At 57.4% G+C, this 25498-nt stretch carries 19 protein-coding genes and 2 pseudogenes; 13 read left to right on the top strand and 8 right to left on the bottom strand.

Annotated features, from left to right (window positions below):
• Window positions 1-18 precede the first annotated feature (18 nt).
• The 4 genes from ACFWP0_RS12235 to ACFWP0_RS12220 all read right to left on the bottom strand — a co-directional run bounded on the left by ACFWP0_RS12235 (window position 19) and on the right by ACFWP0_RS12220 (window position 5051).
• Window positions 19-996, bottom strand: coding sequence for a Bug family tripartite tricarboxylate transporter substrate binding protein (locus ACFWP0_RS12235; RefSeq protein ID WP_377842309.1), 978 nt, complete (start codon window positions 994-996; stop codon window positions 19-21).
• 67 nt (window positions 997-1063) lie between these two features.
• A complete protein-coding gene (locus tag ACFWP0_RS12230; RefSeq protein ID WP_377842308.1) occupies window positions 1064-2596 on the bottom strand; it encodes an AMP-binding protein in 1533 nt (510 codons plus the stop codon).
• 21 nt (window positions 2597-2617) lie between these two features.
• Window positions 2618-3823 carry an acyl-CoA dehydrogenase family protein gene (locus tag ACFWP0_RS12225; RefSeq protein WP_377842306.1) on the bottom strand — a complete coding sequence of 402 codons (1206 nt, stop codon included), beginning with the start codon at window positions 3821-3823 and terminating at the stop codon, window positions 2618-2620.
• Between the two features lie 412 nt (window positions 3824-4235).
• Complete coding sequence (locus ACFWP0_RS12220) at window positions 4236-5051, bottom strand: IclR family transcriptional regulator (RefSeq protein WP_377842305.1); 816 nt, start codon at window positions 5049-5051, stop codon at window positions 4236-4238.
• Here ACFWP0_RS12220 and ACFWP0_RS12215 point away from each other — a divergent pair.
• Window positions 5050-6036 (top strand): TauD/TfdA dioxygenase family protein, encoded by a 987-nt coding sequence (locus tag ACFWP0_RS12215; protein WP_377842304.1) that lies wholly within the window; start codon window positions 5050-5052, stop codon window positions 6034-6036. The genes ACFWP0_RS12220 and ACFWP0_RS12215 overlap by 2 nt on opposite strands.
• Window positions 6037-6071: 35 nt before the next feature.
• Window positions 6072-7040: a tripartite tricarboxylate transporter substrate binding protein gene (locus tag ACFWP0_RS12210; RefSeq protein ID WP_377842302.1), complete on the top strand. Its 969-nt coding sequence runs from the start codon at window positions 6072-6074 to the stop codon at window positions 7038-7040.
• A gap of 533 nt (window positions 7041-7573) precedes the next feature.
• On the opposite strand, the gene ACFWP0_RS12205 is transcribed toward ACFWP0_RS12210, so the two are convergent.
• Entirely contained in the window at window positions 7574-8071 is a 498-nt protein-coding gene (locus ACFWP0_RS12205) for a flavin reductase family protein (protein ID WP_377842301.1), read from the bottom strand.
• 305 nt (window positions 8072-8376) lie between these two features.
• Between ACFWP0_RS12205 and istA the strand changes: the two are divergent.
• The 7 genes and pseudogenes from istA (at window position 8377) to ACFWP0_RS12170 (ending at window position 18193) form a co-directional block, all read left to right on the top strand.
• Window positions 8377-9902, top strand: a pseudogene (istA, locus tag ACFWP0_RS12200) (IS21 family transposase).
• A pseudogene (locus tag ACFWP0_RS12195) lies at window positions 9892-10395 on the top strand (ATP-binding protein); the annotation flags it as partial. The pseudogenes istA and ACFWP0_RS12195, both read left to right, overlap by 11 nt.
• 737 nt (window positions 10396-11132) lie before the next feature.
• Window positions 11133-12113 carry a hypothetical protein gene (locus ACFWP0_RS12190; RefSeq protein ID WP_377842300.1) on the top strand — a complete coding sequence of 327 codons (981 nt, stop codon included), beginning with the start codon at window positions 11133-11135 and terminating at the stop codon, window positions 12111-12113.
• Between the two features lie 105 nt (window positions 12114-12218).
• Window positions 12219-14126: a hypothetical protein gene (locus ACFWP0_RS12185; protein ID WP_377842298.1), complete on the top strand. Its 1908-nt coding sequence runs from the start codon at window positions 12219-12221 to the stop codon at window positions 14124-14126.
• A 122-nt stretch (window positions 14127-14248) separates the two neighbouring features.
• Window positions 14249-15511, top strand: a complete 1263-nt coding sequence (locus ACFWP0_RS12180; protein ID WP_377842297.1) for an AAA family ATPase — start codon at window positions 14249-14251, stop codon at window positions 15509-15511.
• A 14-nt stretch (window positions 15512-15525) separates the two neighbouring features.
• Entirely contained in the window at window positions 15526-17241 is a 1716-nt protein-coding gene (locus ACFWP0_RS12175; RefSeq protein WP_377842295.1) for a TnsD family Tn7-like transposition protein, read from the top strand.
• A gap of 13 nt (window positions 17242-17254) precedes the next feature.
• Window positions 17255-18193 carry a TniQ family protein gene (locus ACFWP0_RS12170; RefSeq protein ID WP_377842294.1) on the top strand — a complete coding sequence of 313 codons (939 nt, stop codon included), beginning with the start codon at window positions 17255-17257 and terminating at the stop codon, window positions 18191-18193.
• A gap of 170 nt (window positions 18194-18363) precedes the next feature.
• On the opposite strand, the gene ACFWP0_RS12165 is transcribed toward ACFWP0_RS12170, so the two are convergent.
• The 3 genes from ACFWP0_RS12165 to ACFWP0_RS12155 all read right to left on the bottom strand — a co-directional run bounded on the left by ACFWP0_RS12165 (window position 18364) and on the right by ACFWP0_RS12155 (window position 21090).
• On the bottom strand, window positions 18364-18591 hold the full coding sequence (locus ACFWP0_RS12165) for a hypothetical protein (RefSeq protein WP_377842292.1): 228 nt from the start codon (window positions 18589-18591) through the stop codon (window positions 18364-18366).
• A gap of 204 nt (window positions 18592-18795) precedes the next feature.
• Window positions 18796-20052, bottom strand: a complete 1257-nt coding sequence (locus ACFWP0_RS12160; protein WP_377842291.1) for a type II toxin-antitoxin system HipA family toxin — start codon at window positions 20050-20052, stop codon at window positions 18796-18798.
• Between the two features lie 36 nt (window positions 20053-20088).
• Window positions 20089-21090: a GSU2403 family nucleotidyltransferase fold protein gene (locus ACFWP0_RS12155; protein ID WP_377842289.1), complete on the bottom strand. Its 1002-nt coding sequence runs from the start codon at window positions 21088-21090 to the stop codon at window positions 20089-20091.
• Window positions 21091-21606: 516 nt separating this feature from the next.
• Between ACFWP0_RS12155 and ACFWP0_RS12150 the strand changes: the two genes are divergently transcribed.
• From ACFWP0_RS12150 to ACFWP0_RS12135, 4 genes are all read left to right on the top strand, one after another.
• Complete coding sequence (locus ACFWP0_RS12150; RefSeq protein ID WP_377842287.1) at window positions 21607-22083, top strand: hypothetical protein; 477 nt, start codon at window positions 21607-21609, stop codon at window positions 22081-22083.
• Complete coding sequence (locus tag ACFWP0_RS12145; RefSeq protein ID WP_377842286.1) at window positions 22076-22846, top strand: Fic family protein; 771 nt, start codon at window positions 22076-22078, stop codon at window positions 22844-22846. Before ACFWP0_RS12150 ends, ACFWP0_RS12145 begins: the two co-directional genes overlap by 8 nt.
• Before the next feature lie 556 nt (window positions 22847-23402).
• Window positions 23403-23663, top strand: a complete 261-nt coding sequence (locus tag ACFWP0_RS12140; protein WP_377842283.1) for a helix-turn-helix domain-containing protein — start codon at window positions 23403-23405, stop codon at window positions 23661-23663.
• A gap of 43 nt (window positions 23664-23706) precedes the next feature.
• Complete coding sequence (locus ACFWP0_RS12135) at window positions 23707-25020, top strand: type II toxin-antitoxin system HipA family toxin (RefSeq protein ID WP_377842281.1); 1314 nt, start codon at window positions 23707-23709, stop codon at window positions 25018-25020.
• The last annotated feature ends 478 nt before the right edge of the window (window positions 25021-25498 follow it).

The following is a 25498-nucleotide window of genomic DNA, read 5'->3' as shown; positions in this document are numbered from 1 at the left end:
AGAAGTCCCGCTTCTCTGTTATTCATTCGAAATGTCCAATGACTTGCCGAGATTCTGCCATGTCGAAAAATCTCGTTTCAGACTTTGCGAGAATTCCGTTAACGTTTCATCGCTCTGCTCTAGTCCGACATCGTTCAGTCGAGTTTTGATCGCGTCTTCGGACAAACTTGCCTGCAGAGCTTTGATGAGGGGTGTCCTTATTGCGTCTGGCGTCTTCGCGCTTACAAAAAGAGCGTAGAAGCCCGTCGTGTTGAATCCCTCATAGCCTAGCTCTTCCATGGTTGGCACGTCGGGCAGCGACGCAAGCCTCGTCGGGCCGGTAACTGCGAGGATTCTCAAGGACTTGTCTTTACGCCGTTCGACAGCGGTAACCACCGATACAAACGCAATAGGTATGCGACCGGCTAACATCTCTTGGAGCAGCGGCCCCATGCCCTGAAACGCTATATGGGGCATGTCAACGCCCAGTTCTGTGCGCAACACCTCGCCGTATATGTGAGAAGTGGAGGCAACGCCGTAGGACCCATAGGCGAAATCAACGGGCTTTGCTTTGATCGCTGCGACTAGCTCAGCGACCGTCTTATATGGGCTTGAGCCCGGGACTGCCAGCGCCACAGCTTGCCTTCCAAGCAATGCGACGGGTTCAAACTCCTTGTCGAACGAATACGTAGGACTCTTTCGCGAAAGTGCGGGGGTTTGGATAAAGCCCGTAATGTGGAACAGGATCGTATCACCATTGGGCGGTTGACGTGCCACGTAGATCGTGCCAATGCTCCCATTCGCTCCGGGGCGATTTTCCACGACAACGGGTCGGGTTAATCGTTCGGAGAGGCTCTGGGCAAGTGGGCGCACAATGGCGTCTGAAGGTCCCCCTCCCTGGAACGGAACCACGATGTTTAAGGGACGTGCATTCGACATCAGCTGCGCGTGGCTAGGTATCGAGACAGCCGATATTGCGATTGCGCCCATCGCGCAACGAAGTAGGTTTTGCCACATTTATTGTCTCCACCGTGTTGTGTCTTCAATTGTTATTAGCCGGAAATCGTGCGGCTCATGGTGCGGTTCATTTGTAGCGATCTCGCAGTAGCCGCTTAAGTAGCTTCCCGGTATCCGTTCTCGGCAGTGCTGTATCGAAGTCCACGGTGCGCGGACATTTGATAGGGGATATCTGTCGCCGGCAGTACTGGATCAGATGTTGAGCCGTATCGTCTGATGCCATTGCTGCGTCGTACAGCTCGACCACAGCCTTTACCTCCTCCCCGAACTCCGGGTTTGGAACTCCAATGACCGCCACGTCTTTTACCAGCGGATGTGTGGCCAGGACGTTTTCCGCTTCCTGAGGATAGATGTTCACTCCGCCGGAGATGATCATGTTTGCGCGGCGGTCGGTAAGGAAGAGATAGCCCTGTTCATTGACGTGACCAATGTCGCCAAATGTGGCCCACCCGTTGATCGAATACGCTTCGGCTGTTTTCTTGGGGTCGTTGTGATATTCGAATCGAGGGCCGTTTTCGAAGCACACGAGTCCGTCTTGCCCGAAGCGGCACTCCTCGCCTTCGTCATTCACAATGTGAAGGACTCCCTGAGCCGCTTTGCCCACGGAGCCAGGATGCAAGAGCCATTCTGCGGATGAGATCACCGTTGCTCCGGCGCGCTCTGATCCCGTGTAGTATTCCCAAACGATTGGTCCCCACCAACTGATAATCTCATTCTTAACGTCTATTGGGCAGGGGGCTGCGGCATGAAGTACGTATTGATGACTTGATAGATCGTAGGTGCTTCGAGCGTCGAAAGGCAGAGCCAACAACCGTACGAACATGGTGGGCACCCACTGAGAGTGGGTAACTTTGTGAGTCTGAATGGCCAACAGCGCTTTTTCTGCGTCGAACTTCTGCATGATCACAGCCGTGCCGCCGTTTGCAATAGTTCTTATAACGAACCGCAGGGGCGCTGCGTGATATAGCGGCGCTGGAGACAGAAAGACGGTGTTTCGGTCGAGGTTGAAGAAAGAAAGCCAATTCCCAGCTATCGCGCGGCGCATTTGTTCATCGCCTTGCGCGTTGTGCTTGATCCCCTTGGGCTTTCCCGTTGTCCCCGAGGAATATGCAAAGTCCAACCCGAGCGGGCGACCCGGCAGATCAGGGACCGGCCCCTTCTTCTCCACGATTCCGCAGTAGTCCCAAACGTTAGTGTCTAAGGCATCCGGCGGTGCGGCATCGACGAGCGCCACAGCGAGGTCACTTCGCACCTCGGGTTCCATTTGAGAGACGAGGTCAATGAACTGCTGGCTAGTAAAGAGGACTTTGGCTCCGGAGTCCCGGATGATGTATTCGATTTCCGCCGGTGTGAGATGAGTGCTGATCGGCACGTAGTACAGGCCAGAGCGACGCGCAGCGAAGCACACCTCGATGTAGCGCAGAGAATTTCCGAGCAGCACCGCCACCACCTCACCGGGCGCAAATTTAGCAGCCAGTTCAACCGCTAAGGTGGCGGAGTGCTCGTCCAGTTCTTGAAATGTGACGCTTTCACTGGACAAGGCCAGTACGGCAGCCACTTTGTCCGGTGCTTCCTGCGCGAGTTTACGCAGAGTGTCCATGTCTCCTCCCTTGATTTGTTCTTATTCTGTCGGCGAAGCCACTTTGCGGGGGGCAATTCCGAGAAGCGATTTAGCAATCGTCATTTTCATCATTTCAACGCTGCCTTCTGCAATCATGGCGAGGCGATACAGAAAGTAGGCTTCAGAAAGTCGGTTTTCCTTGAGCGCTCCGATGCCACCTAACACTTGTATTGCTCGGTCGATGACCTTGGTAGCCATTTGTGGGCAGTACGCCTTGACCATCGCCGCCTCTTTGCGGGCGTCAGTCCCGCTATCAATCTTTTCGGCGGCTTGATAGCAGAGAAGTCTACCGGCGTTAAGTTCGATCTCGGATTCTGCGAGCATCCATTGAATCGCCTGTTGCTCGCCGAGCGGCTGGCCGAACGTTACCCGCTCTTTCGCGTAAGCAATGGCGATGTCCTGGGCTCTTTGAGCGGTGCCGACAGCACCCATGCCGATGACCGTTCGGTTTCGGTTTAGTTGATCTTGAACGTAGCGAAAGCCCTCTCCCTCATTCCCGAGAAGGTTCTTGGCCGGCACTCTACAGTTAGTGAAGTGAAGGTCGCAGATGCGACCGAGGAATGTGCCCGATGCGGCGGTTTCCTTGATGTCCCGAACGTCAACCCCTTCAGTGGGGAAATCAACCAAGAAGGTGCTTATCCCCTTGTAGCCGCTGCCGGGCGCCGTGGTCGCATACACAAGAAGGTATTTGGGGGCAGTAAAGGGATGAAAGGGGTCGGGCGTCCATCTTTTCACACCATTGATGAAGTAATAGTCACCCTCTCGGATCGCGGTGGTGGTCATCGCGGCCACGTCCGAACCGTGGTCAGGCTCGGATATGCAGATATGGTATTGTTCTCGGCCCTCGAGGATGGGATAAAGGTACTTCCGACGCTGCCATTCGGGAGCATCGTTGAGCGCAGGGTTTGGATCGAGGTATGCGGACCACAAGACGGTGTTGCCGAAAAGGACCCATGATCCCTTGAGCTGTTCAAATGCCAAGCACTTTGCCAGCGTGCCGAGCCCCTGTCCGCCAGCCTCTTTTGGAATCGCCAGGCCTCGGAAGCCGTATTCCGTGAACTTCTGCCGAAGATGGGCCACCCGGTCGGGCGGCGCGTCATATTCGGACAGAGGCCATTCCGCCTCGATCGGATCACATTCTTCGCGGACGAATTGCCGGGCTTTTTCTTGTACTTGTGCCAGTTCCGGGGAAAGCTTGAGGATCAATGTCGTCTCCAAATCATTTGCGGGAAGCTCAGGCTCGCCGCGGTTGCTGTTTGCTTTGAAGTGCCAGAGTAGATTTGGCTGGAGCAACTTGATATGGCCGTGGGCGACAAACTATATGACGTCAGCCCACACCCCTTGGTAGACGCGGTCATTGAGCAGTACTTAACCGCGCGATGGGCGTGTGCCCCATTGCCTCAAAAGCTCTTGGCGAAAGAAAGAGGGGTATGAAGCCCACGCCCCTGGGTTTTTCCAGCTGCTAGAGCATGGCTGGAGGTCCGCTATCCACGCGATTCCGTCTACCGCGGTTGCGCCCCAGCGGCTACCTGCGTGCCGGGTCTCACCACCATCGTAAAGCTACCGATCGGCCATCGCGCAGATTCGCGCTTACAGGACCTTCGTTCTGCACGGCGGCTTATCGCAGGCTCGGTGCTCCGATGCCCGCTGTGATTGCTTCTGCGCAACGGCGAAGCGCGGGTGCGATCTCGTCAGTGAGCACCTCTAGAGGAAGTTTGAACGAAGGACCGCCGCAGTTCAGCGAGTAGACCTCTCCATCGGGCAGGACTAATGGCGTGGCGATTGCATTGACATCGGGGTGCCAGTCGCCAAGTGATGCTACGAAGCCAAGCCGCTCATACTGATCGAAAGCCTGACGCAACTGCGTCACAACTGACGGCCATTGCTGTGACATGTTCACACGCAGCATGTCTAACAGTGAGCCACGGTCATCTTCAGTCAAACCTGCTAGGTACGCTCTGCCTGACGCGGAACTCGCTAAGCTTAGGCGGTCGCCCGCACCTATGCGCATCACTAAGGCGGCAGAAACTGGCCGAACCGTCTCGAGAAGAACCATTTCAAGCCTGTCTCGGGTGCCCAGATGAACCGTCACGCCGGATTCTTCCGCGAACGCCCGCATGTGGGGCCGGGCCTCTGTCCTTACGTCCAACTTCGCCAGGTATCCGCGACTGAGAGTCATGACGCCCGGACCTACGTCAAAACGCTCCGAACCCGGCATGCGCCTAACCAGCCCAGCAGAGAGCAACGTTGTGATGAGGCGAAAGGCCGTTGGCTTCGGGATCCCGGAAAAGTCAGAAACCTCTTTTAGGGTGAGCGGGTTAGCGGCATCAGCCAGGGTGCGCAATACAACTAGCCCTCTAGCCAGCGCCGAAACGGCCCCGTCTCCGGGTTCATCTATATTGGCTCGAGTGGTCGAGGTGGATCGCGAGTTCATGAAATCTTGGTTCAACATTTTCAATGAGGTGAGTGTAAACCCGATTGTTCGTTCGCGTGTTGTCAATATAATGAAATGTCATCTCATAAAAAAGGAGACAGATATGACGCTTGCGTTGACCCCCCTGAGTGCCTCCTTCGGCGCTGAAGTCGACTCTATTGATCTCTCGAGACCTTTGTCCAGCGCCGAGGTCGGGATAGTTGACGAAGCAATGGCCCGTTATGGAGTGCTTGTTTTCCGAAGCCAGAGGTTGACCCCCCATGACCAATTGCGCTTTGCGCAGTACTTCGGAAATTTGGATCTGGGTTTCAAAAAAGCTTCGAGATCCCCGAATCGGCTCGGTCAGGAGCACGTGCTGGACATCTCCAACGTGGATGAGTCGGGAAATGTGGCTGCGCGGTCCCACCGTAAGATCATCGGTAACTTGGCCAATCAACTTTGGCACAGCGACAGTTCCTTTCAGAACCCGCCCGCGCGTTATTCGATGCTTCACGCAGTGGAGCTGCCACCGTCCGGCGGCGAGACTGAGTTTGCGGATGTTTGTGAGGCCTATGACTGCTTGTCGGAGACGATGAAGCAGCAGTTGCAGGGGCTGCACGCGGAGCACTGGGCGCTTCACTCTAGATTCCTGCTCGGGGATACGGACTACACGGAGGAACAGCGGCTGGCGATCCCTCCCGTCTCTTGGCCGGTGGTGCGGGAGCACCCCATCAGCCGACGGAAGCTTCTCTTTATCGGCGCTCACGCCAGTCACATCGAAGAATTGTCCATCGCGGAAGGCAGGCTGATGTTGATGGATCTCTTGGAGCATGCTACCCAGCCCAGGTTCGTCTATCGCCACTCCTGGAAGCCGGGAGACGTCGTGATGTGGGACAACAGAAGCACCCTGCATCGTGGTCGTCCATTCAATCTCTCGGTGCGAAGAGAGTTGCGTCGCACGACTACTCTAGAAGAGTCCGCCCCATACGCTAGACAAAGCACGTAGACCCTGCGCGAGCAGCAGGGCTGAGGAGACAAAAAATGAAAGCCGCAGTAATGATGGCCGCAGTGGCGCTCTGTGCGAGCGTTAGCGCGCCGGCAGTCGCCGCCGATGGAAACTATCCGAAAGGTCCGGTCCATCTGATCGTGCCGTTCCCGCCGGGTGGCCCGACGGATACCTTGGCTCGCATCTTGGCTGAAGGGCTGCAGGACAGATGGAAGCAGCCTGTGATAGTCGAAAACAAGCCTGGCGCCGGAACGGTAATTGGCATAGATCACGTCGCCAAGGCAAAGCCCGATGGTCAGACAATAGGGATCGTGATCAGCGCATTCACCATCAATCCGTCGATTCGCAAGTCGATGCCTTACGACACGCTGCATGACTTGCAGGGAATAACCCAGCTCGCTGACTCGAGGGTGGCTCTAGTCGCGCGCGCTGATGCTCCGTTCCAAAGTGTTAGCGAATTGACTGAGCGCGCCAAGGCAAGTCCCGGCAAGCTAACGTATGCGTCCCCAGGCGCCGGGACCTCAACGCATTTGGCGGGCGAACTGTTTAAGGAAATGGCAGGAATCGACATGGTGCATGTACCATACAAAGGAAGCAGTGCGGCGCAGACAGACCTCATTGGCGGACAGGTGGATGTCATGTTCGACCTGGCGCAGTCGGCGATGCCCATGGTCAAAACCGGACGCCTCAAGTTCCTCGCATTGACCTCTGACAATCCAGACCCAGCATTTCCCGGTGTGCCAACTGTGGCCGAAAGTGTGCCGGGTTACTCCGTTGGAAGCATGTTCGGATTGGTGACTGCAGCTGCCGTGCCCCGGGAGACCGTCGACGCGATCCGTGAAGCCTCTATACGGGTTATGCAGGAGCCCAAGGCGGCCGCGGCGATGAAGGAAATGGGCCTTGTAAGCGTCGCCTCTTCTCCAGACGACTTCAAGCGCTTCTTGGGGCAGGAAATCGCGAAATGGCGTCGGGTGGTGGAAGACAACAACCTTTCGATGGAGTAACTCAGCTCAGCTCTTCACGCGCCGAGCCGACCTGCAATGGCACGCTCGGCGACGTACCCTGGGAGTAACTGTGGCGAGAGAACGGCGCTCTACCGGCGAAGCAGTGGTGACAAAGGTGGGCCGGTGAGCGGAGTCAGCAGCATGCAACGTTACCGGCGATTGGTCGCTTACTTTTTCGCGCGTTGAATTTAGATAGAGCCAACAGTTGCGCCATCAACTCGATGACGTCGGAGCAACGCGGCCACAAACCCGCATTGCATGGTTTCTTCAACAAATTCGCAGAGCAAAGCAGCAGCGGCGCAACCTCGAGATTTCGGCAAGCCCATCGCCTGTTGAATCGTCATGACGCTGCCCAGCAGAACCCGCAAGCCGCCCAGTCTTCCCGCATCTGCCTCAAGCTGCCCGCGTGTATTGGGTGAGCCTGCATCTTTCCACAGCAGTTTTGCCAGGCCGACGCAAAGAATGTGGGATTGCCGATCCGGAACGGTAGCTCCGGCATGCCTTCGGCGATTTTCACGAAGGGACTCGCCTGTCTAGGAAAAGGCGATACTCACAAGCTCACCTCGATGGAACAGCAGCGGCGCCTCGCCCATTTCAATGGCCAATTGAGTGACGCGTCCGACAGCGATGAAATGGTCGCCGGCTTCATGCACGGCTTCCAAAGAGCATTCACACCATGCAACTACCGCGTCCAGAACCGGTGCCCCTCTGAGACTTGAACGGTGCGAGACGCCGGCGAACTTGTCAGTGCCCTTTGACGCAAACTTCTTGCACAAGTCGTGCTGGTCGTCTGATAGTATGTTCACACAGAAGGTGCCAATCTGTGCGATTTGAGCCCAGCTCGTCGAGCGCCTGTCTGCAAAGAAGCCGACCAGTGGCGGGTCCAGTGAAACGGAGTTGAAGGTCCCGACTACAAATCCAACCTTCTCTCCGCTCGGTCCCGCAGCAGTGATTACACAAACGCCGGCCGGGTAATGACTGAAGACTTGGCGGAAAGAAGGTGGGTCCAGCATTGCGTCAGTGTTTATCATTGGTTACCCCTCTCGGTTAGGCTAAGGATGCCGCACAACCGTTTAGTCGGAATTCACCATTTTTTGGAACATACTGGCGAATCCAATAGACAGCCGACTCCGCGGACTAACGGATCAGAGGCGGGTCAGTGCGGCCCCTGAGGTTGGAACCCAAAGCGTTCCTGGCCAAACATCGCGTAGATGCTGTCTGTGTCCAAGCGTGTTGATTTGCAGGCAGCGTTGACCCACTTTTACGGCTGATTTGCATCTAATTCTGACCCACCTCGTGAACACTATTCTGTTCGGTACCCGTGCAGGAGACAGGAGTGATCGACGTGGCTCTTCTCAGCATTATTCGCCGTTGGCACTTGCGTGATCATGTCTCTTTACGAGAGATTGCCAAGCGACTTGGCATATCGCGCAACACGGTGCGACGCTATCTGCCCTCGGGCACCATTGAACCGACCTACAGCCGTGCGGCTGGGCCTACCGTTCTAGACGGCTATGCGGAGAAGCTTTCGGCATGGCTCAAGGCCGAGGCCAACCGCACACGCAAGCAGCGACGCTCGCTATTGCAGCTGCACCAGGATCTCTGCGCTCTAGGCTACACGGGCTCTTACGATCGTGTAGCCGCTTTCGCGCGACGATGGCGACAGGAACAACAGGAACGATCTCAGACTTCAGGACGGGGCACGTTCGTGCCATTGACGTTCGCACCAGGCGATGCCTTTCAGTTTGACTGGAGCGAGGACAGTGCGGTGATCAACGGCGAGCGCGCCAAGCTCCAGATCGCGCAGTTCAAGCTTTGCCACAGTCGCGCCTTTTTCCTGCGCGCCTATTGGCTCCTGACGCACGAGATGCTGTTTGATGCTCACCATCAGGCTTTTGTGGCGTGGGGAGGCATCCCGCGCCGAGGTATCTACGACAACATGAAGACCGCTGTGAATAGGGTCGGCCGCGGTAAGTCGCGCGAAGTCAACGCCAGATTCTCCAGCATGGTCAGCCACTATTTGTTTGATGCGCAGTTCTGCAACCCAGCATCGGGCTGGGAGAAGGGACAGATAGAGAAGAATGTGCAGGATAGTCGGCGCCGGATCTGGCAACGCCTACCCCACTTTTTGAGCTTGGAAGCGCTTAACGACTGGTTGGCCGACGAGTGCATCAGGCTGTGGCAACAGATACGCCATCCGGCATGTGACCAGAGCATCTGGCAGATATGGTTCGAGGAACGCCCATTTTTGATGCCTTTGGCCAGCCGTTCGACGGCTTTGTGGAACACACCAAGCGCGTTTCCCCCACATGCTTGATCGCTTTCGAGCGTGACCGCTATAGCGTTCCCGCTTCCTACGCCAACCTGCCCGTGAGTTTGCGAGTCTATGCGGATCGTCTCGTTGTCGTCGCCGAAGGTCACGTCATCGCGCAGCATCCTCGCCACATCAACCGGCGCCATGACCATGGCGCCACATTCTACGACTGGCGGCATTATCTCGCAGTGCTGCAACGCAAGCCTGGCGCGCTGCGCAACGGGGCGCCGTTCACCGCGCTGCCGGAAGCATTCCGCCAACTTCAGGCACTGCTTCTCCCTCACGCCGGCGGGGATAGAGAGATGGTCGAGATCCTGTCGTTGGTCTTGCTGCATGACGAGCAACTGGTCCTCGCCGCAGTGACCTTAGCGCTGGAGGCCGGTACACCATCTAAGCAAACCATTCTCAACATCTTGAGCCGATTGCTCGATGGCACACCTCTACCGCCGCTGACGGCGCCCCAAGCGCTCACGCTCACGGTCGAACCCGAGGCGAACGTCGGCCGCTACGACACCTTACGTACTCAGGAGCCACGTCATGCAGCATGAACTCATGATCGAGCGCTTGAAGGCGCTCAAGCTGCACGGTATGGCTCAAGCGCTCACCGACCTGGTGCAGCAAGACTCTCCGGCATACCAGAGTTGCTCTCCCATCTTGAGCCAGCTGCTACGGGCCGAGCTCACCGAGCGGGAGGTGCGATCTATTGCCTATCAGATGAAGGTAGCCAAGTTCCCAGCATATCGAGGCTTGCAAGGCTTTGACTTCGGATGCAGCGAAGTCAACGAAGCCCTCGTTCGGCAACTGCACCGCGGCGAGTTCATCGAACCCGCTCACAATGTCGTATTAGTTGGCGGCCCTGGCACCGGCAAAACGCATCTGGCGACGGCCTTCGCGGTTCACGCCATCGAACACCTGCGTCGCCGAGTTCGCTTCTTCTCCACGATCGAGTTGGTGAACACGTTGGAGCTCGAGAAGCTGGCCGGCAAAGCTGGACACCTCGCCCACAGGCTCATGCACTCGTTGACCCGCTTGGGCTTCTTGGACAGCCTCGATGTTAGTGATCGGGCTGCCGCATGCGCGAGAAAATAAGAAGGTTTTGCGCGTAAAAAATCACATTAATAATGCGCAAACTGATCCGAGATCTGTCGGCGCACGATGATGGCAGCAGCGTCCGAATTGATAAAAAATCAATTTAAATCAATAGGTTATGGAACCGATTTTGGCGCGGTTTTCCATTGACATGCTCTTCAAAGAGGCTAGGATAATCGGCAGAACCTCCATGAGCTGTTCGTTGACGTGTTAATCAGTCACGGAGAAGTTGAGACAGTCGCTCTCGCGTCATCAGCGCGTGCGAAGCATTGCTGAGAGGAGGTCGGCGGTCGGCGGAATGAGTGGGTCCGCCTGTTGGAGGCAGTAAGGCGCTGGATGCATGGCGCATCGTGCACCAATTCAAAACTTCAGCGAAGTCACGATCGGACCGCTCTCGCACCACGGGACCAGTGAGATCGCTTCACCCTAAAACTTTGAAGAGGAACCAGCAGTATTAAGAAAACACTGTGAGATTTCGCACAAAAGACCAGTGCTCTTGCCGGAGCTCCTGGCCTCTTGGGGTGTGCAGTTAGGTCGCCAAACCTGGGCAAATATTGCTCTCTATGCGTGGTGCTGTCAAGCGCCTGCAGGACGAATTTCGCCTCTGTCTTCCATGCAGCCTTTGCGATTTCTCCAGGAATTAAACCCGGCTTTGTGCCGGGTTGAACTTAAGCAACCTGGAGTTCGAGATGACCCGCAATGCATTGATCAGCGAGCAGCGGCTCAAGCTGATTGAAAAACGACAACTACGCCCCGGTTGGGGGGCGATGTATCAACCCAGCATGCGCGCTACGCGCGACGAGGCTCCGACACGGAGCCGTCCGACCACGTTGTACTCAGCGAAGCTGGACCGCGATCTTCAGTTCATGGCGCTTCCCGAACGGGCCGTCGCACTACTAGCGCTATACCACCCTGCGCTATTCGAACTACGCGAGCAGCACATGCTCTCACCCTTTCCCGCGCCGCATCCGCTTGCTGAGTTGCTCAACGTTCTTCCGTCGGACCTTCCTCACTTCAGTGGGACTGTTGACGTGGCCCATCGCCTCGGCAAACTCTCCGCGCACCCGGTCGTACGCCTGTCAGAGGAAAGTACGCCTGGCGGTGAGCCGGTCCGTGCCGCCTTCCCGTACCTCGGCGATCTCCTGGTCTTTCTGGAGGATGACGCGGGAAAGTACTGCGTCAACTGGACCGTCAAAAAGCACCAACGCGACTTCTCTCAGCCTTCTATGCGTGTCGTGAATCCACTGCGACGAGAGAAGGCGCGTCTCAGGGCTGAGCTCAGGCACCAGATCGAGGAGCTCTATTTTTCCGATGCTGGGATTCGGACTGTACGTGTGGCTGAATCGGACATTGATCAATACCTGATCGCAAATCTGACATGGCTGTTCGGCTGGGCAAATCATCCCGTGAGCCTCGATGAAGACGCTTATGCGCAAATATTGCGGTGCTTCCAGAGTTCGATCGGGACGCCTGTCACACCGCTGTCTCAGCTGGACTCACTCGCTAAGCGGCACGCTGTGGGACGCCATGACTGCTTGAAAGCTCTTTACTCAGCGATATGGAACCGCCAGCTGAGGGTGGATCTGTATCGTCCGATCCAGCCGGACAAGCCTCTGCGCGCTGAGCGTTCTGACGTGTTGATCGACTTTGATCACTGGTTCAAGAGGTAGAGCATGCGGGTAGGTTCCGCAGTCGTCGCTCCTGAGGGGTATTTGTGCCTTGAAGGCGGTAGGTCATACCACTTGGTACGAAATCATCGTCCAAGTGGCAGAGTCGTGTTCGCCTTCTTTATCAGCCGCCCTGAGCCGCATGTGAAACTTTATATGCTCACCAGGCCAGAGTTCGAGGCGGGACTAGCACAAGGAAGGATCCAAAGTGCATCAAATGCGATGTCGCTGCCCCCACATCTTGCTCATTTGGAGGGCATCAACTTGGAGACGCTGGATCAGCGGCGCACCCATGCTCGTGTGCCGCTCAAGGAGCATGTTGAGAGGCGACTCCTTGCCATCGATTTCCTGCTGAAGAATGAGGAGGCTGTGCTGTCCGCTCCTTCGCCGGAGCGATTCATCAGTGCTCATGCCAGAGGCTGTGGCAAGCACCCGGACCGACTAAGGCTCTGGTTCATTACATACATCACGTTTGGCAGGAACATGTGGTCTTTGCTGCCAGTTTTCTTCAGATCAGGACACTGGGATCGGACTGAGGCTGTCCACGAGGCAGGCAGCCTCGGACGTCCATCGAGCAGCCCTTCCAATCGCAGAGCAAGAAGGCTCTCCCCCGAGGTAATCGCGAAGATTGTGGACAGCTACGCGGCATACTCCGGTCCCGGGCGGACCTTGCATTCCGTCTACATCGAAGCAATGGCTCGCTACTTTGGCGCAGTCGTCGAGCGAGATCCGGATGGCCGGCGCAGACTCGTCGGAGTTGACCTGCCTACGTCTGACCAGTATCGGTACTACGTTCACGAACACTATGGCCTGGCCAACGTGCAGCGAACCCTCTACGGCGAGGCTCGCTACAGACGTCGGTTTGCGGCTCACAAGGGCAAGTTTACGCAAGGGGTCGGGAACCTTTACGAGGCCGTCGAGAGCGACGGCTACTACTGCGAAGACTTGCCTAAGGGCTATGTAGATGGAAGTGCGCTTGGAGCGATCAGCGTGGTGCGCAGCATAGACACCGCATCAGGTCTGAGGCTGGGAATCGGATTTTCATATGGGTCGGAATCCAGTGAGGCCTATAACGCGATGCACTTCTGCACTGCGATTTCGAAGAAGAAATTCTGCGAATTGTTCGATATTGAAATTGCAGAGGATGATTGGCCCAACGAGGGGTTGCCTACGAGATACATCCATGATCGGGGGCCAGGTATCAAGGCCGAGCCCGGCGCTCCGCGGGCTCCGGATGCGTTAGCCATTCGGGAAATGACGCCTTCTGGTTCCGGTCAGAGTAAGGCGTTGGTTGAGTCGGCGCAGCGTCGCCGCGTGAAATTGGAGGGACCAGCGACTCGTGTCGTCAGCGATCTGTCTCCCTATCACATGGTTCGGCGAGAAATTCGGCGACTCCTCGCTGAGAACCAAAGCGCCAACACTGCAGCGAGAATGACGCCAGAGATGATACGCATGGGCGTCTTCCCCAACCCACTCGGCATCTGGAAGTTTCTTAATGATCGTGCGCGCAACGACGCGAAACCAGTGAGCTTCGCGGAGGCGGTCCGCAGATTTCTGCCCGGGACCGTCGTTCAAGTCACCAGAGACGGCGCCTGGCTGAAGGAGCAGCGGTACGGCTTGGAGCCGTTCGAGGAGGCCGGAGTCATCGATAAGGTTGTGGGAAAAGGTGTGGCCAGCTTCCCGGGATACATCTACCCGTTCTGCATGCGCGTGATCTGGATTGATGTGGAGGGTGAGCTGTTCGAGCTACGGGCAGTCTTGGCGATTCGCGACGACCCCGACTTGCTGAATCGGAGCTACAGCGACGTCGTGGAAGAGGCCGGCATTCTTAGGGTTAGAGAAGTTGAACGGCGTCAGCACCAGGAAGCCGCTCAAATTGAGCAAGTGGCGGCGTTTGCCGCGGAAACAGGCCAAAGCTGGTACTCGAGCAAGCGTAAGCCGGCACGCTCATCGACTAAGGCAAGGTCTTCAAGCGATGCCAGAGACATTCGCTACCTTGCCACAGGGAAAAAGTAATGGTTAATGGAAACGCCAGCCCATGGGCGGCTTGCTTTAAGGGCTTAGACAACCGGGACGAGGTGGAGCGGCGGGCCACCCTATTGGTTGCTCCTCGAGACGATCTGGAAGCAATCCCTCCAATGATGATTGAAGGTGAAGTTGAAGAGCTTCTCCAAAAGCTCTACGTTCCATCAGAGGCGGAGGTCGAGCTGCTGTCGCAGTTCGCCGGAGCGGCATATGCGCACTGCGTAAAAGCCTACCCGGATCGCAGGTCGTACGTGCGTCGCGCGTACGGCCCGTATTCGGAGGCTGACTTCATGAGGCCGATCTGCCTAACCGGCCCAGCCGGTGTGGGAAAGTCCGCACTCTTGCAGGCATTGAGCCGGGTTATGCCCGAGGCACGCGCGATCGATCTGGGCTCCGGTCATGCTCCTGCCAACGTAGCGTCCTCCTTGTGCATTCAGGTGAGGAACAAAGCCACGCTTGCGGAAATTATGACGCCGATTTTTGAGCTTGGTGAGGCCGCAGGCGTACCAAAAAGGGCTAGCGATATTCTGAGCCGAGCGGCCGCTGCAGCTTACAAGCACGGGGTTTGGATGCTGCAACTTGATGAGATGCAGTTCTTGACTCAGAGCGCGCGGGCTAACACCGCGGTGACGAATATGCTTTATCACGCCTGCTATCTCGGCGTACCTGTCGTGTTCGTTGCGAACTACAGCCTCTGCCGTTTGCTTCAGAAGCGTCCAGAGCAAGATACGCAACGACTGCTGAGTCGCGTCCATGTGCTTTTCCCATCCCCTCCGCATTCTGGCGCGTGGATGCGTTACCTTCGTGAAGTCGGGCGCACGCTTGCCGCGACTCTCGATGTGAACCTCGTCGGGATGGAGAGCGAACTCTACGAGAAAACCGCAGGCTTAAAGCGTTTGCTGATCGGTCTTGTCGCAGCGGCCCATGCAGTTGCGTGGTCGAGTGGAAGACGGCGCGTGAGCGAGGAGGACATTGAACAGGCCTACGAGTCTACGCTTTACGCCTCCAATCGGAAGCAGGCATACGAGATGTTGGCAGGGCCAACGCTGCGAGCACACGCGCAGTACGTTTGTCCCTTTCCGGTGGAAGCCGAAGGCGCTAGTGCTGTTGCCGATCTGCGTGCCAGCATGCGAAGCAAAGAGCTGGCTGAGCTGGTCCAGCAGGACGTGTTGCTGCCCTCGAAACGCAAGGCGGCGGCTGCTATCAAGAAGATCTCAGATCAGGCCAAAGGTGGCACCGCTGGGGCACCACAACCTCTGCATTCTGGAACCGCTGAGAAGACCGCGGTCCAGGCGCGACGCGCGGCCAAGCTGTCGGTCGACGAACTCATCCGAACGAACTCCCGCCGACGCGGCCTCTACCCCCCGGAGCGATAACGCGTGGAGCACCTATGGGTCAGACTATCTTGCCAACCTCAGCCGCGCAACGATGTGAAGTGCTCACGTGGTTGCCTGATGAGACTCTCTACAGCCTCTGCGCTCGAGATCATGCATTCTCTGGCCGCCACCCCTCTGCCAAGACGTCGCAGCGTATCTTCGGGCACCCCTATCACGGCTCAAGGCACGACATTCCTGCCAATCTGACCGCGTTTCAGCGAAACACGTTGGGCAAGTTTTCCGAGTCGGAGGAGCGACTGTGTCGAGACAGAACTGTTCTGGGTTTCTATCTGCCCTGGCAACCGCCCGGACGGGAGAGTGAAGCGTTGCATGCAATTTGCTCTGGCGCGTCCGGACGTATCAAAAGCAGTCTTGGGCTGCTTAGTAGCCGATTCGGAGCAGACCATCCCCTGAAGTTCTGCTACGCCTGCGGGCAAGAGGAGCTGGCTCAGTACGGCACGCCTTATTGGCACCGAGAGCACCAGCTTCCTGGGATTTGGTGCTGTAGCACTCACCTCTGCATGCTACAGGTGGCTCACGTTAAAGCCAACGGAATCGGTCGTTTCATGTGGATCCTGCCACCACGAGCGGTGAAATGCTCGGCTGCTGTGACGGTGTCGACGGCATGGCTAACGTTCTCTCGACTGGTTGCTGAGGCGGAGCATTTTCTAAGAGATCGTCGAGTTGATTATGGTCAGCTTCGCCGCGTCTATGGCGCCGAACTGATAAAGCACGGATACGCCAACGCGAACTCGGACATCAAAGTGCACGCGGCTGCTCGGGATTGCCTTTTCACTATGCATCTGCTGCAAAACTTGCCGGAGTTTCGGCAAATCCTCTCTTGCGAGCAAGAGTTTGAGTATCTAGTGCGGGCTGTGCTTCGCGAAGACAGGGAGAGTCGACACCCTTTGCGTCATCTCCTGTTCATTGCTTGGCTTTTTGGAACTTGGTCCCGCTTTGTTTCGAGGCTGAGCATTGATGGCCTATCGTGTTCAGTCGGAGACGTTCAGACAGACCCTCCGCTGCGAAATTCTCGACTTCATGACAGAGCGGAAGCGGTGGAGCGGGTCCGACAAGGAGGATCTGCTCGTAGAGTCGCTGCGGATCTTGGCTACAGCACTGAGACTGTGATTCGCTGGGCCGCTCGCGCGGGGATGTGCCTCTCTCGGGGCCCTGACGCTGTGCGCCGTGAACTCGCTGAGCGACTACTTGAAGGCGCACGTGCGGTTGATGTGGCCCGCGCTGCTGGGGTGCCTGTGCAGACCGTCGTGCGATTCATTCACGCACAGGTTGGACTGCGAGAAAAGTGGATTGCCGCATGCAGTGAAAGACGCTCGCGTGAAGCTCATGGCAAGTGGGAATCGCTGCTGGAGCAGTGCCCGAACTTAGGATACAGCGAACTTCGTCGGCGGGAGCCAGCCGTGTATGCGTGGCTGTACAGAAACGATCGAATCTGGCTGCAGGCATGCCAGCCGAAATGTGCGATGAATCAACGGGGCGTGGACCGGGTGAGCTGGGCGGAGCGCGACTCACTGCTTGCAAGCGAGCTTCGGGCGGCCATTGCGGCCCGTGTTGGCGTTCAAGGTGCACGAACGGCCCGTCAGGCGCTGCTCTCTCAGCTACCTAATCTGCGCAGATGGGAACGAAAACTTCACAAGCTGCCAGTCAGCCAAGATCTCTTTCGCGAATACCTTAGATCGGAAACAACAATGACTCGGAAGCATAAATGACTCGGAAGCATAAATGACCTTTGTTGTACCTTTGCCATTCCCTGATGAGTACGTCTCGGGTCACATTGCGCGGATAGTTCGCCTGAATCAGTTCCTCGATTATGGGCATCTCAGGCGTCATATCTTGCGTCAGCACAATGACCGTCGCTCACGCACCTTCAGGAACGGATGCGAATTGATTGAGCAGCAAGTGGCGTCGCCGGCCGGGAGCTATGCCGAAAGCCACAGCATGGTCCCACTCCTCGACCTCTTGGCAGTTGAGGCGGTCGTAAGTGAGGGTACAGACGCGAGAAATCGAATTACCAGGCCGTTCATTTTTTTGCCTGGAACGCGCGCGGCGACATGTCCGTGGAAATTATGTCAATTTTGCCGGCAAGAAGACATTGAGAGGTTCGACGTTGCATATTGGCATCGGGCGCATCAGCTCCCAGGTCAGGAGACATGTGCGAGGCACGGTATCCCGCTGATGCACTTCCCTCACGCAACGATCCACGAGGTTCCAAACCCAGAGGAATCGATGGGGGAATTTGCTTCCTCGGCAGTGTTGCGCGATGAGTCCTCGCCCGTTATCCAGCGGTATCTTCGCGTTTGCGCAGAGGCATTGCGGCGTCCGCAATGTTGCCGTAACAGAAATCACATCTGGCTAGCCCTTAGAGATTTCGGCGGTCCGCTTCAGACCAGGCGATATGAGCTCGGCACTCATGCGTCACTGACACGATTGGTATCGCCGCTTCTGCCTAGACACTGGATGAAGGAGCACATTTTCCGGCAAGCGGAAGGCGGCGTCATAAATGATCGCGGCTGGACGGACGGGCTACTCCTTCTCTACCTCTGCGCATTGGCGCCCAGTTTCGAAGCTGTGTGGCAGGTACTGTCCAGTGGAGACTCAACTCTAAGACGTTCGACAGAGACCTCCGAAGCCGCCCACACGACTGAACCTACGCAGGCGTAGTTTGCCGGTGATCATGCAGGTGGTGCGGCCATGAAACTGGTGGCTACCTCCGGGTGCGCAACCTAGCGGTCGCCGCTTGGTTGCGCTCTAAGAGTTAAGCCCACTACCGTGCGCAACTTGCTTGCGCTGGCTAGCCGACTCTATGCGTAACAGCCGCGCGGCGATCAGGATCAGAACGGTTCATAGTCGTCGTCTGAACGTGGCTCGTAAGGTACTCCCAGAATCCTGGCGACCTCTTCCAAGATCTGCTCGACCGTGGGAGTCGGATTCCCCGCGGCTGCCAAGTTGGCGATGACTCGGCTCACGAGCCTGTCCGCTTCCGCTTCAGACTGGTTGAAGCGCGCTTTCACTTTATCGATAGTCGCTTCGATCACGGCATCAAATTCGTCGCTGGTCACTGTCACACTCCCAGATAAGTTTGACCTGCCGCGAAGTCCGCAGCGTGGTTAGGGTAGGCGAGGTGAGCGACAGGCGGGAGAATTTTGCCGAGGCGGCCCTCGTCACCAGGCGCCTAGCATGCGCGGGAGGCGGCATATCGGTCATTTTCGGCGCGTCAAGACTGGGCGAGTGCATTCGACGTGCCATTGGCGTTGCTAAATTGACTATGGCAAATCGCGGATCAAGCGACTGTTCGACAATGCAGCTGCCGCTGCTTTCGGAGCGAGAGAAGTGCAGCCGAACGCCCAGAGCTCTATCATCCGAACCAGTTTAGGTATAGCAGCAATGGCGGGGGGTGTTCGACAGAACTGCACGACCTGAGCGCTGACCGTAATCACTGCATGACTCATTCGATCGCACCACAGATCGTGTTCTTGCCGTGAAACGCCGCAAAGCGCTGCGAGTGAACTTAGGTCTGCCTCCCGTGGCCAACGGCGAGAGCCGCGGAGTGTCAGCGCCATGCCATCGAAGGCGTCGCCGTTGTTGGCGGGGGGAGCGTAGACGCCCATGGATAGCATGTCGTATACAGGGCTCAGACGCGGTGCGACACCGGGTTCATAGAGCAGGCCGAAATTTTTAAGATGAGCATCTCCATTGCGTATGGTCGCTGCCAGGAGGTACTGCGCATAGAGCGTCGCGCAATCTCCCCGGTTTTCATCAGTCGGTGGAAGGCTCTTCAAGGCGTTGGCGACTCGCTCGATCGAGCTAGCGTATTTGTCACGCGAGGGAAGGCCCAGCAGCGAACACATGTCCTCAAACTGCAAAGTTCGGTCCTCCGCCAAGTCGAACCGTTTAACGTACAGGATCTGCGCGTCTTCGTTGAGGTGCACTTCGGCCGTTGGCAATCCCATTCGGCGCGCCACCTCCATTCCGAAGAACTCCAAGATCGTGAGTTCGGGGTGATCCTCATCGTTGAGTTTGATGATCCAACTATTGTCGCCGCTCTCCATACCGGTGTTGGGGCGACGATGTAGACACTTCGGGAATCCGCCAGATATCCCGGGCAGGCGACCAGCTGGAACCCTTTGTAGGTGGCTTCTCAGATCATCGGCGTTGCGAGGTACCTCGCCTGTTGCCCATGGCAAATCCGCCGCCGATAGGTGATGGCCGTGCGGAATGAGTGTCAGCCCTCCCACCCGCTCAACGCCTGATTCGAGAAGAAGCTGCAGTGGACAGGCTGCTGTGCTGTCTTCGCATTGAAGACGTTGCTCGAGCAGCTTCTCAAGGAAGCCTTCTGGGTGCGATACCTGGAAGATGGGAAACAGCGTACGGCTGGTCCACATGCGTTGAGTGGACGGCATGTGAATGGAGAGGCGGTGTGACTCGGAAGCGAGAGGTGCGTAGGTGAATACAAATCCCACATCGGCACGACGCTCTAGTGTTCCCAGCAACTCGCCACGAAAAAATACGTCAATGTTCATGACTTCACGATGAGCTCAAATCGTTCTCGCTCGGCTTTATGCATCGCGCACCGCTCGTTCAGCGCGCTCCAGTACTTGTCCACTGCACTCGAGCGCGAACTGCGGCAGCCACTCTTCGATTAGTCGAAACACGACAGTCGCCTGAGCGTAGTCTCTTTGGCGACTGGCCGCATCCCTTGCTGTTTGCTCGCTCAACCAAGTCTTAAACAAGCCGAACGCGCGCGGATCGACTGTAGTTAGCACCGCCATGCGACCGTCTGTGCTGATGACGGTCTGTTCAAATTTTGGTGCAGATAACAGCCAACCTAGGTCGTGGACCTCGGCTTTCCAGAAGTCATCGTCTCCTCCCAGAATCCGATCCGGCCCCTCGGGCAAATAGCCCGCGTCACGCCGTATCACCTCCACTCCAAAGCCATCGTGGTTCAGCAGCAATGAAGGTGCTCCCTCTACCCTTGCGAATGAAGGGATGCGGCGTTGGACAATGCGATGTAGGCCTTTCGGGTCGCAGGTCGCGATTCGAAGCAATGATCGGCTGTCTCTGAGTGGACCCTCTACTCCAGAGGGCATTATGGATTCCGCGAAGGTGACACTCGCAGCGTAGGCATAGGCAAACATCGCATTCGCGCCGAGGACAAGGGCGTGCTTTGCGGCCCCCGCCTTGTCGATCAAAGCCAACACTCTAGTGATGTTGGGAGGCACGATGCCGAGGCGCAGCGCACGGTTGATCCGCACTTGTCGGTCCATGTGCTCCGCTAATGCAGCGCGCCGCTCACGAACCGCGGTCGCGCGTTCCGTGTAGAGGCGGGCAATCTCCTCGGTTTGATCGTTTCGAGGGCCGAGGCTCTTGCGCTGGCGCACGCCGCCATCATAGCGAGTGCTCACCAAATACTGAGTGCCGTTCGCTTTCTCCCAGTTGAGTCGGCCGCGATACTCCTCGGCCTCCTGCACGGCGGACCGGTAGCCGGAGTAGAGCTGTTGAGCGTCAATTATCTGCTTCAACTTCCATTCGGGGACTACCTCAAAAAACAGGGGATGCATGTCGTGTTGACTCCGTCTTTTGGATGAGCCGACACTTCTTTCGAAGATTCATCCAATAGTCAAACAAAACAGGAACTTAGCGGAGTTTATGCGTTTTGAGCAAACGGTACGACCGTGAGCCGTCATGCTTGATCGGGTTGGCCCGCCGCGAACGAACATCATGGACATGGCGGCAGGCCTTTCAGGGCGGTAGCTGCTTCCGTGCTCCATCAATCGGTCCACATATATTGACGGCTAACCGTCAAACTTTGGGTGCGCAAGCCCTTGATATTTCGTTAAAAAGCGCTATGTAGTATACTGATAGTGTTGATCTTTGGAGGCCACATGCTGCTTACTCAGCGAGTGAGAAGTTCCGTCAATAGACGGAAGGGAAGCATCGTCTTTCGTGCTGATCTTGACGGCTTGGGTGGGTCAACCCAGGTGGGGGTTGCCCTTCGAGAGCTCATTCGAGAGGGCACGTTGATGCGACTCGGTGACGGGATCTACTCGAAAGCGTCTCGAGATGAGTCCGGAGTCGTGAAGCCAGCCACGAAATTTGAATCCTTGATTGATGAGTTGCTTCGGAAGTTGGGCGTCAAACCTGAGGAAGCGTGCACCGAGAACCAGGGTGTTTCTGTGCGAATCATTGTGAACGCGCAAACCCGCAGGCTTTGCCGTCATCTCACGATGGGGGGCCGCTCAGTGGAAATTGTGTCGCAAGCGGCCCTGACCAAGTCATTTAGTCCGCCGGAAGACCCCAAAGCCTTGCCTCGTCGCAACGTTGACCAATACGTGAAGGTGCTCGCCCGTGTGCACGGCCTATCTTCAGAGCGCACAGCACTGGATGGTTGGGCTGAGGCGGTCAGTCGAGCTGCTGGAGACTCCGTTCAGCTTGATAGTATCGGCCGGCTTTTGGCTAGGTTGAAGCAACAGCATGTCATTGACGGCAAACAGATGGCTTATCTCATGAATAATTACATGGATGAGAAATGCGGGGCAGCCTCTAGTGTTTGATCCATTCGGCGATTTTGAGACTGTCGGATATCTCCGCAATGTCCTTGGTCTAAGCGATTTGGATCGAGTGAAGGTGCAAGAACATTTGGCCTTCACTGGCGGCGTGGCGGAGGCGGCAAGTTATTTACAGCGTCAGGAAGAGATCACCTACGAGGATTTTTGCAAAGTTCACGAGATTCTCTTTTCCGGGTTCTATCCTTGGGCGGGGCGTGATCGACAATCGCTGGATGTGGGGCGGCGCATCAGCAAAGGCGGCCAGGTCGACTTCTGCGATTCTCTTGACTCGCGACGAGCCGTGCAACATGGGTTGCGACTCGGCAACGATCCCGATTACTTGATCCAACGACCGGGAGAGGTAATGGGCCTCTTCGCCTGGGGGCACCCATTTCTTGATGGAAACGGGCGGACCATGGTCGTGGTGCACGCAGAACTGATGGCGCGCGCAGGCGTCATGGTGAATTGGGCGGCCTCTCAAAAGGATGCATATCTGACCGCACTTAGTCATGAGCTGGACGTGCCACATGAGCGGCATCTCGATGCGTACCTCTTGCCGCTCGTACAGCCGCTGAACGCGGGATATGACTGGGTCGAGCAACTGGGTAAGCTTGCGGGCCTCGACGGAGCGGCGCACGCGACCGAGGCAGACGTCGTTTATAACGAAGCGGACCCTGTGGCTCAGCGCCGCTATGACGAGAAGGTACGTGCAAGGCAGTACACGATCCCAGACCTAGCCTCTCAGCGCAGAGCGAAACCGCGGTACTGAAGCTGCACTTCAGCGGAGAGCAGAGCCGACACGACTAGTCGGACTGCGTGAACACCCGTTCTCGCGGCTGAGGAAGGTGCAGTCTCATTCGTCGACAAGATAGCGCAATAGCCGCTGCCATCCGCCGCTCCAATACAGACTTTTGTTCAAAACTGCTCTGTGGGTGGTGGGGGCCTATTCGCAAGACAGACTTTGGTTGGGCATTTCTTATTTTGAAAAGCCCTTGTTATCAGTGGTTTACGTTGCGATGTTTTTACGGACTTTATTTCGCCACTTCAAACTTCGAAAGTGGAGAAGGGCCGTAAAGCGGCCCTTCTTTTCGCTCCGGTGTATTGAGACCGAGCTCGTACAACTTCCGCCCGGAGCCCGGCGCCATGGCGCCAACGGCCTGTGCACTGAAGGCCGTCGCGCGCAGCGTCGCCTGGGCGTTTTACAACTCCTGGATTGTAAAACGCAAACACAATTCTGATGTTGTATTCTTGTTTTACAACCTCCGTTGCGTATTTCAATTTTACTCAGTAGAATTTGTAAATCAGCAAAACAACGTGAGGCTTGTATGCCCGACTTCACCGTCCGCACGGCGGAGCAGCTGCCAGCACTGCTCCAGGGTTTTCGCAAACAGTCCGGCCTGACCCAAGCGGATACGGCTATGCGCCTGGGCGTCAGCCAGCAGGCCTTGTCTAATCTCGAGCGCCATGCCGACAAGGTCAGCGCCGACCGCCTGCTGGAGCTTCTGAGCATCCTGGGCGTCGAGCTCGTGCTGCGCAAGACCAGCGAATCGCTGTCGCCCAAGGCGTCGGCTGGCCCCAACTGGTGAGCCCATGGGTCGACGCTCACACACCCGCACCCTGAATCTCTGGATGAACGGCGAATTCGTTGGCACCTGGAGCGTGCAACCGCAAGTCGGAGAAGTCCTGCAGTATGCCGACGCCTGGGTGGCTTCCGGCCAGGGGCGCCCGCTGTCGCTGTCCCTTCCCTTCACCCCGGGCAATCCGCCGCACCGTGGCGAAGCCGTGCGCACCTACTTCGAAAACCTGCTGCCGGACAGCAAGGAAATCCGCGAGCGCGTCGCACGTCGGTACCAGGCCGGCTCGACCAACGCGTTCGCCCTGCTGGCTGAAGTCGGTCGGGACTGTGTCGGCGCGCTGCAGGTGGTGCCGGGCCCCGAGGCGCCGGACGGCGTTCAAGAGGTGAACGCGGTTCCGATGACCGACGCCGAGATTGCCCAGCTGCTTCGCAACACCCTGGCGCCAGGCCCCCTGGGCCGGAACGCTGCCGAGGATGAAGACTTCCGCATCTCTATTGCCGGAGCACAGGAAAAGTCGGCCATGCTCTGGTACGACGGGCGGTGGTGCCGGCCGCATGGCGCGACACCGACCACTCACATCTTCAAGCTGCCACTGGGCCTGGTCGCAAACATGAAGTTCGACATGAGCGATTCGGTCGAAAACGAGTGGCTGTGCTCCGAAATCCTGCGCGCCTACCAAATGCCTGTGGCGCGCACCGAGCCCCTGATGTTCGAGGACATGAAGGTGCTGGCGGTCGAGCGCTTCGACCGGATGTGGTGGGAGAACCCAGAGGGCAAGCGCTGGCTCATCCGGCTGCCGCAGGAAGACATGTGCCAGGCGACGGGAACCCCGCCGCATTTGAAGTACGAGTCCGACGGCGGGCCGGGTGTGCGCCAAATCATGAAGCTGTTGGCCACGTCGCGCGCTCCTGACCGCGACCGCCGCACGTTCTTCCAGGCCCAGGTCCTCTTCTGGATGCTGCGTGCCACGGATGGCCACGCAAAGAACTTCAGCATTTTCCTGCGCCAGGGTGGCACCTACGAACTCACCCCGCTGTACGACGTGCTTTCCGCTTACCCCGTCATCGGCAAGGGTGCGAATCAGCTGTCTCCGTACGACGCCAAGATGGCCATGGCCGTGCGCTCGAAAAACCCCCACTGGGTCATGCACGACATCCTGCGTCGGCACTGGATTGCCGTGGGCACCGAGCATGGCGTAGTGAATCACAACGGTAAGGGGGTGGAGCATGTCCTCGACGACCTGGTGGCGCGCACGCCCGGGGTCGTGAAGACCGTCCGCGCGCTACTGCCGGCTGGATTCCCCATGCACATGGCCGACTGCATCCTCAACGGCCTGCAAGAGGCCGCCGACAAACTGGCAGGTTAGCGCCAGAGGACCAGCGGGGTGGCGTAGCCCAGCATTTGAGGATGGCCGGGGGGCTCCCGACTTGGTCAGGCCCAGGTGCTTCATCGGCTTGCCACTGTCGCGCAGGATGGCCAACATTTCGTCCAGCTGGGGGTGCAGCGCGCGGCACCTTGCTGCGGCTGCCCCAGCACGGCGCCAGGATGTCGGCCTCGGCGATGATTTCCTGGATGTAGCGCTGATGATCCGGCCCGCAGACCGCCGGCACGCGCGACAGCTTGGTGATGTCCGAGTAAAGCCCCGACATTTGCGCACGGTCTGGTCGTCTTCCGTCGCGTCGGCGGTGCAGGGGTTCTTTCTTGGCAACGGTCTCACCTCGTGGGCCCGGCGCGCTACGCCGTCCACGTGCTCTCTCCGGAGGCGAACATGGCCGCTTTCGACCCGTTGCGGACATTCGACTAACGCCTGAGCTAAACCACCGCCACGAAGTGGTGGTCGACTT

It is taken from the genome of Achromobacter sp. NPDC058515, assembly GCF_042721735.1.
Lineage (GTDB): Bacteria > Pseudomonadota > Gammaproteobacteria > Burkholderiales > Burkholderiaceae_B > Achromobacter.
The sequence above is the reverse complement of the archived record's forward strand: the minus strand, read 5'-3'. Positions and strand labels throughout refer to the sequence as shown.

What these genes read in the sequence shown, in the direction of transcription:
- ACFWP0_RS12135 (WP_377842281.1), top strand. Translation starts at nt 23,707, where the DNA reads ATGAACGGCGAATTCGTTGGCACCTGGAGCGTGCAACCGCAAGTCGGA.
- ACFWP0_RS12175 (WP_377842295.1), top strand. Translation starts at nt 15,526, where the DNA reads ATGGGTCAGACTATCTTGCCAACCTCAGCCGCGCAACGATGTGAAGTG.
- ACFWP0_RS12190 (WP_377842300.1), top strand. Translation starts at nt 11,133, where the DNA reads ATGACCCGCAATGCATTGATCAGCGAGCAGCGGCTCAAGCTGATTGAA.
- ACFWP0_RS12235 (WP_377842309.1), bottom strand. Translation starts at nt 996, where the DNA reads ATGTGGCAAAACCTACTTCGTTGCGCGATGGGCGCAATCGCAATATCG.
- ACFWP0_RS12205 (WP_377842301.1), bottom strand. Translation starts at nt 8,071, where the DNA reads ATGATAAACACTGACGCAATGCTGGACCCACCTTCTTTCCGCCAAGTC.
- ACFWP0_RS12155 (WP_377842289.1), bottom strand. Translation starts at nt 21,090, where the DNA reads ATGCATCCCCTGTTTTTTGAGGTAGTCCCCGAATGGAAGTTGAAGCAG.
- ACFWP0_RS12180 (WP_377842297.1), top strand. Translation starts at nt 14,249, where the DNA reads ATGATGATTGAAGGTGAAGTTGAAGAGCTTCTCCAAAAGCTCTACGTT.
- ACFWP0_RS12140 (WP_377842283.1), top strand. Translation starts at nt 23,403, where the DNA reads ATGCCCGACTTCACCGTCCGCACGGCGGAGCAGCTGCCAGCACTGCTC.
- ACFWP0_RS12170 (WP_377842294.1), top strand. Translation starts at nt 17,255, where the DNA reads ATGACCTTTGTTGTACCTTTGCCATTCCCTGATGAGTACGTCTCGGGT.
- ACFWP0_RS12160 (WP_377842291.1), bottom strand. Translation starts at nt 20,052, where the DNA reads ATGAACATTGACGTATTTTTTCGTGGCGAGTTGCTGGGAACACTAGAG.
- ACFWP0_RS12210 (WP_377842302.1), top strand. Translation starts at nt 6,072, where the DNA reads ATGAAAGCCGCAGTAATGATGGCCGCAGTGGCGCTCTGTGCGAGCGTT.
- ACFWP0_RS12230 (WP_377842308.1), bottom strand. Translation starts at nt 2,596, where the DNA reads ATGGACACTCTGCGTAAACTCGCGCAGGAAGCACCGGACAAAGTGGCT.
- ACFWP0_RS12215 (WP_377842304.1), top strand. Translation starts at nt 5,050, where the DNA reads ATGAAATCTTGGTTCAACATTTTCAATGAGGTGAGTGTAAACCCGATT.
- ACFWP0_RS12220 (WP_377842305.1), bottom strand. Translation starts at nt 5,051, where the DNA reads ATGAACTCGCGATCCACCTCGACCACTCGAGCCAATATAGATGAACCC.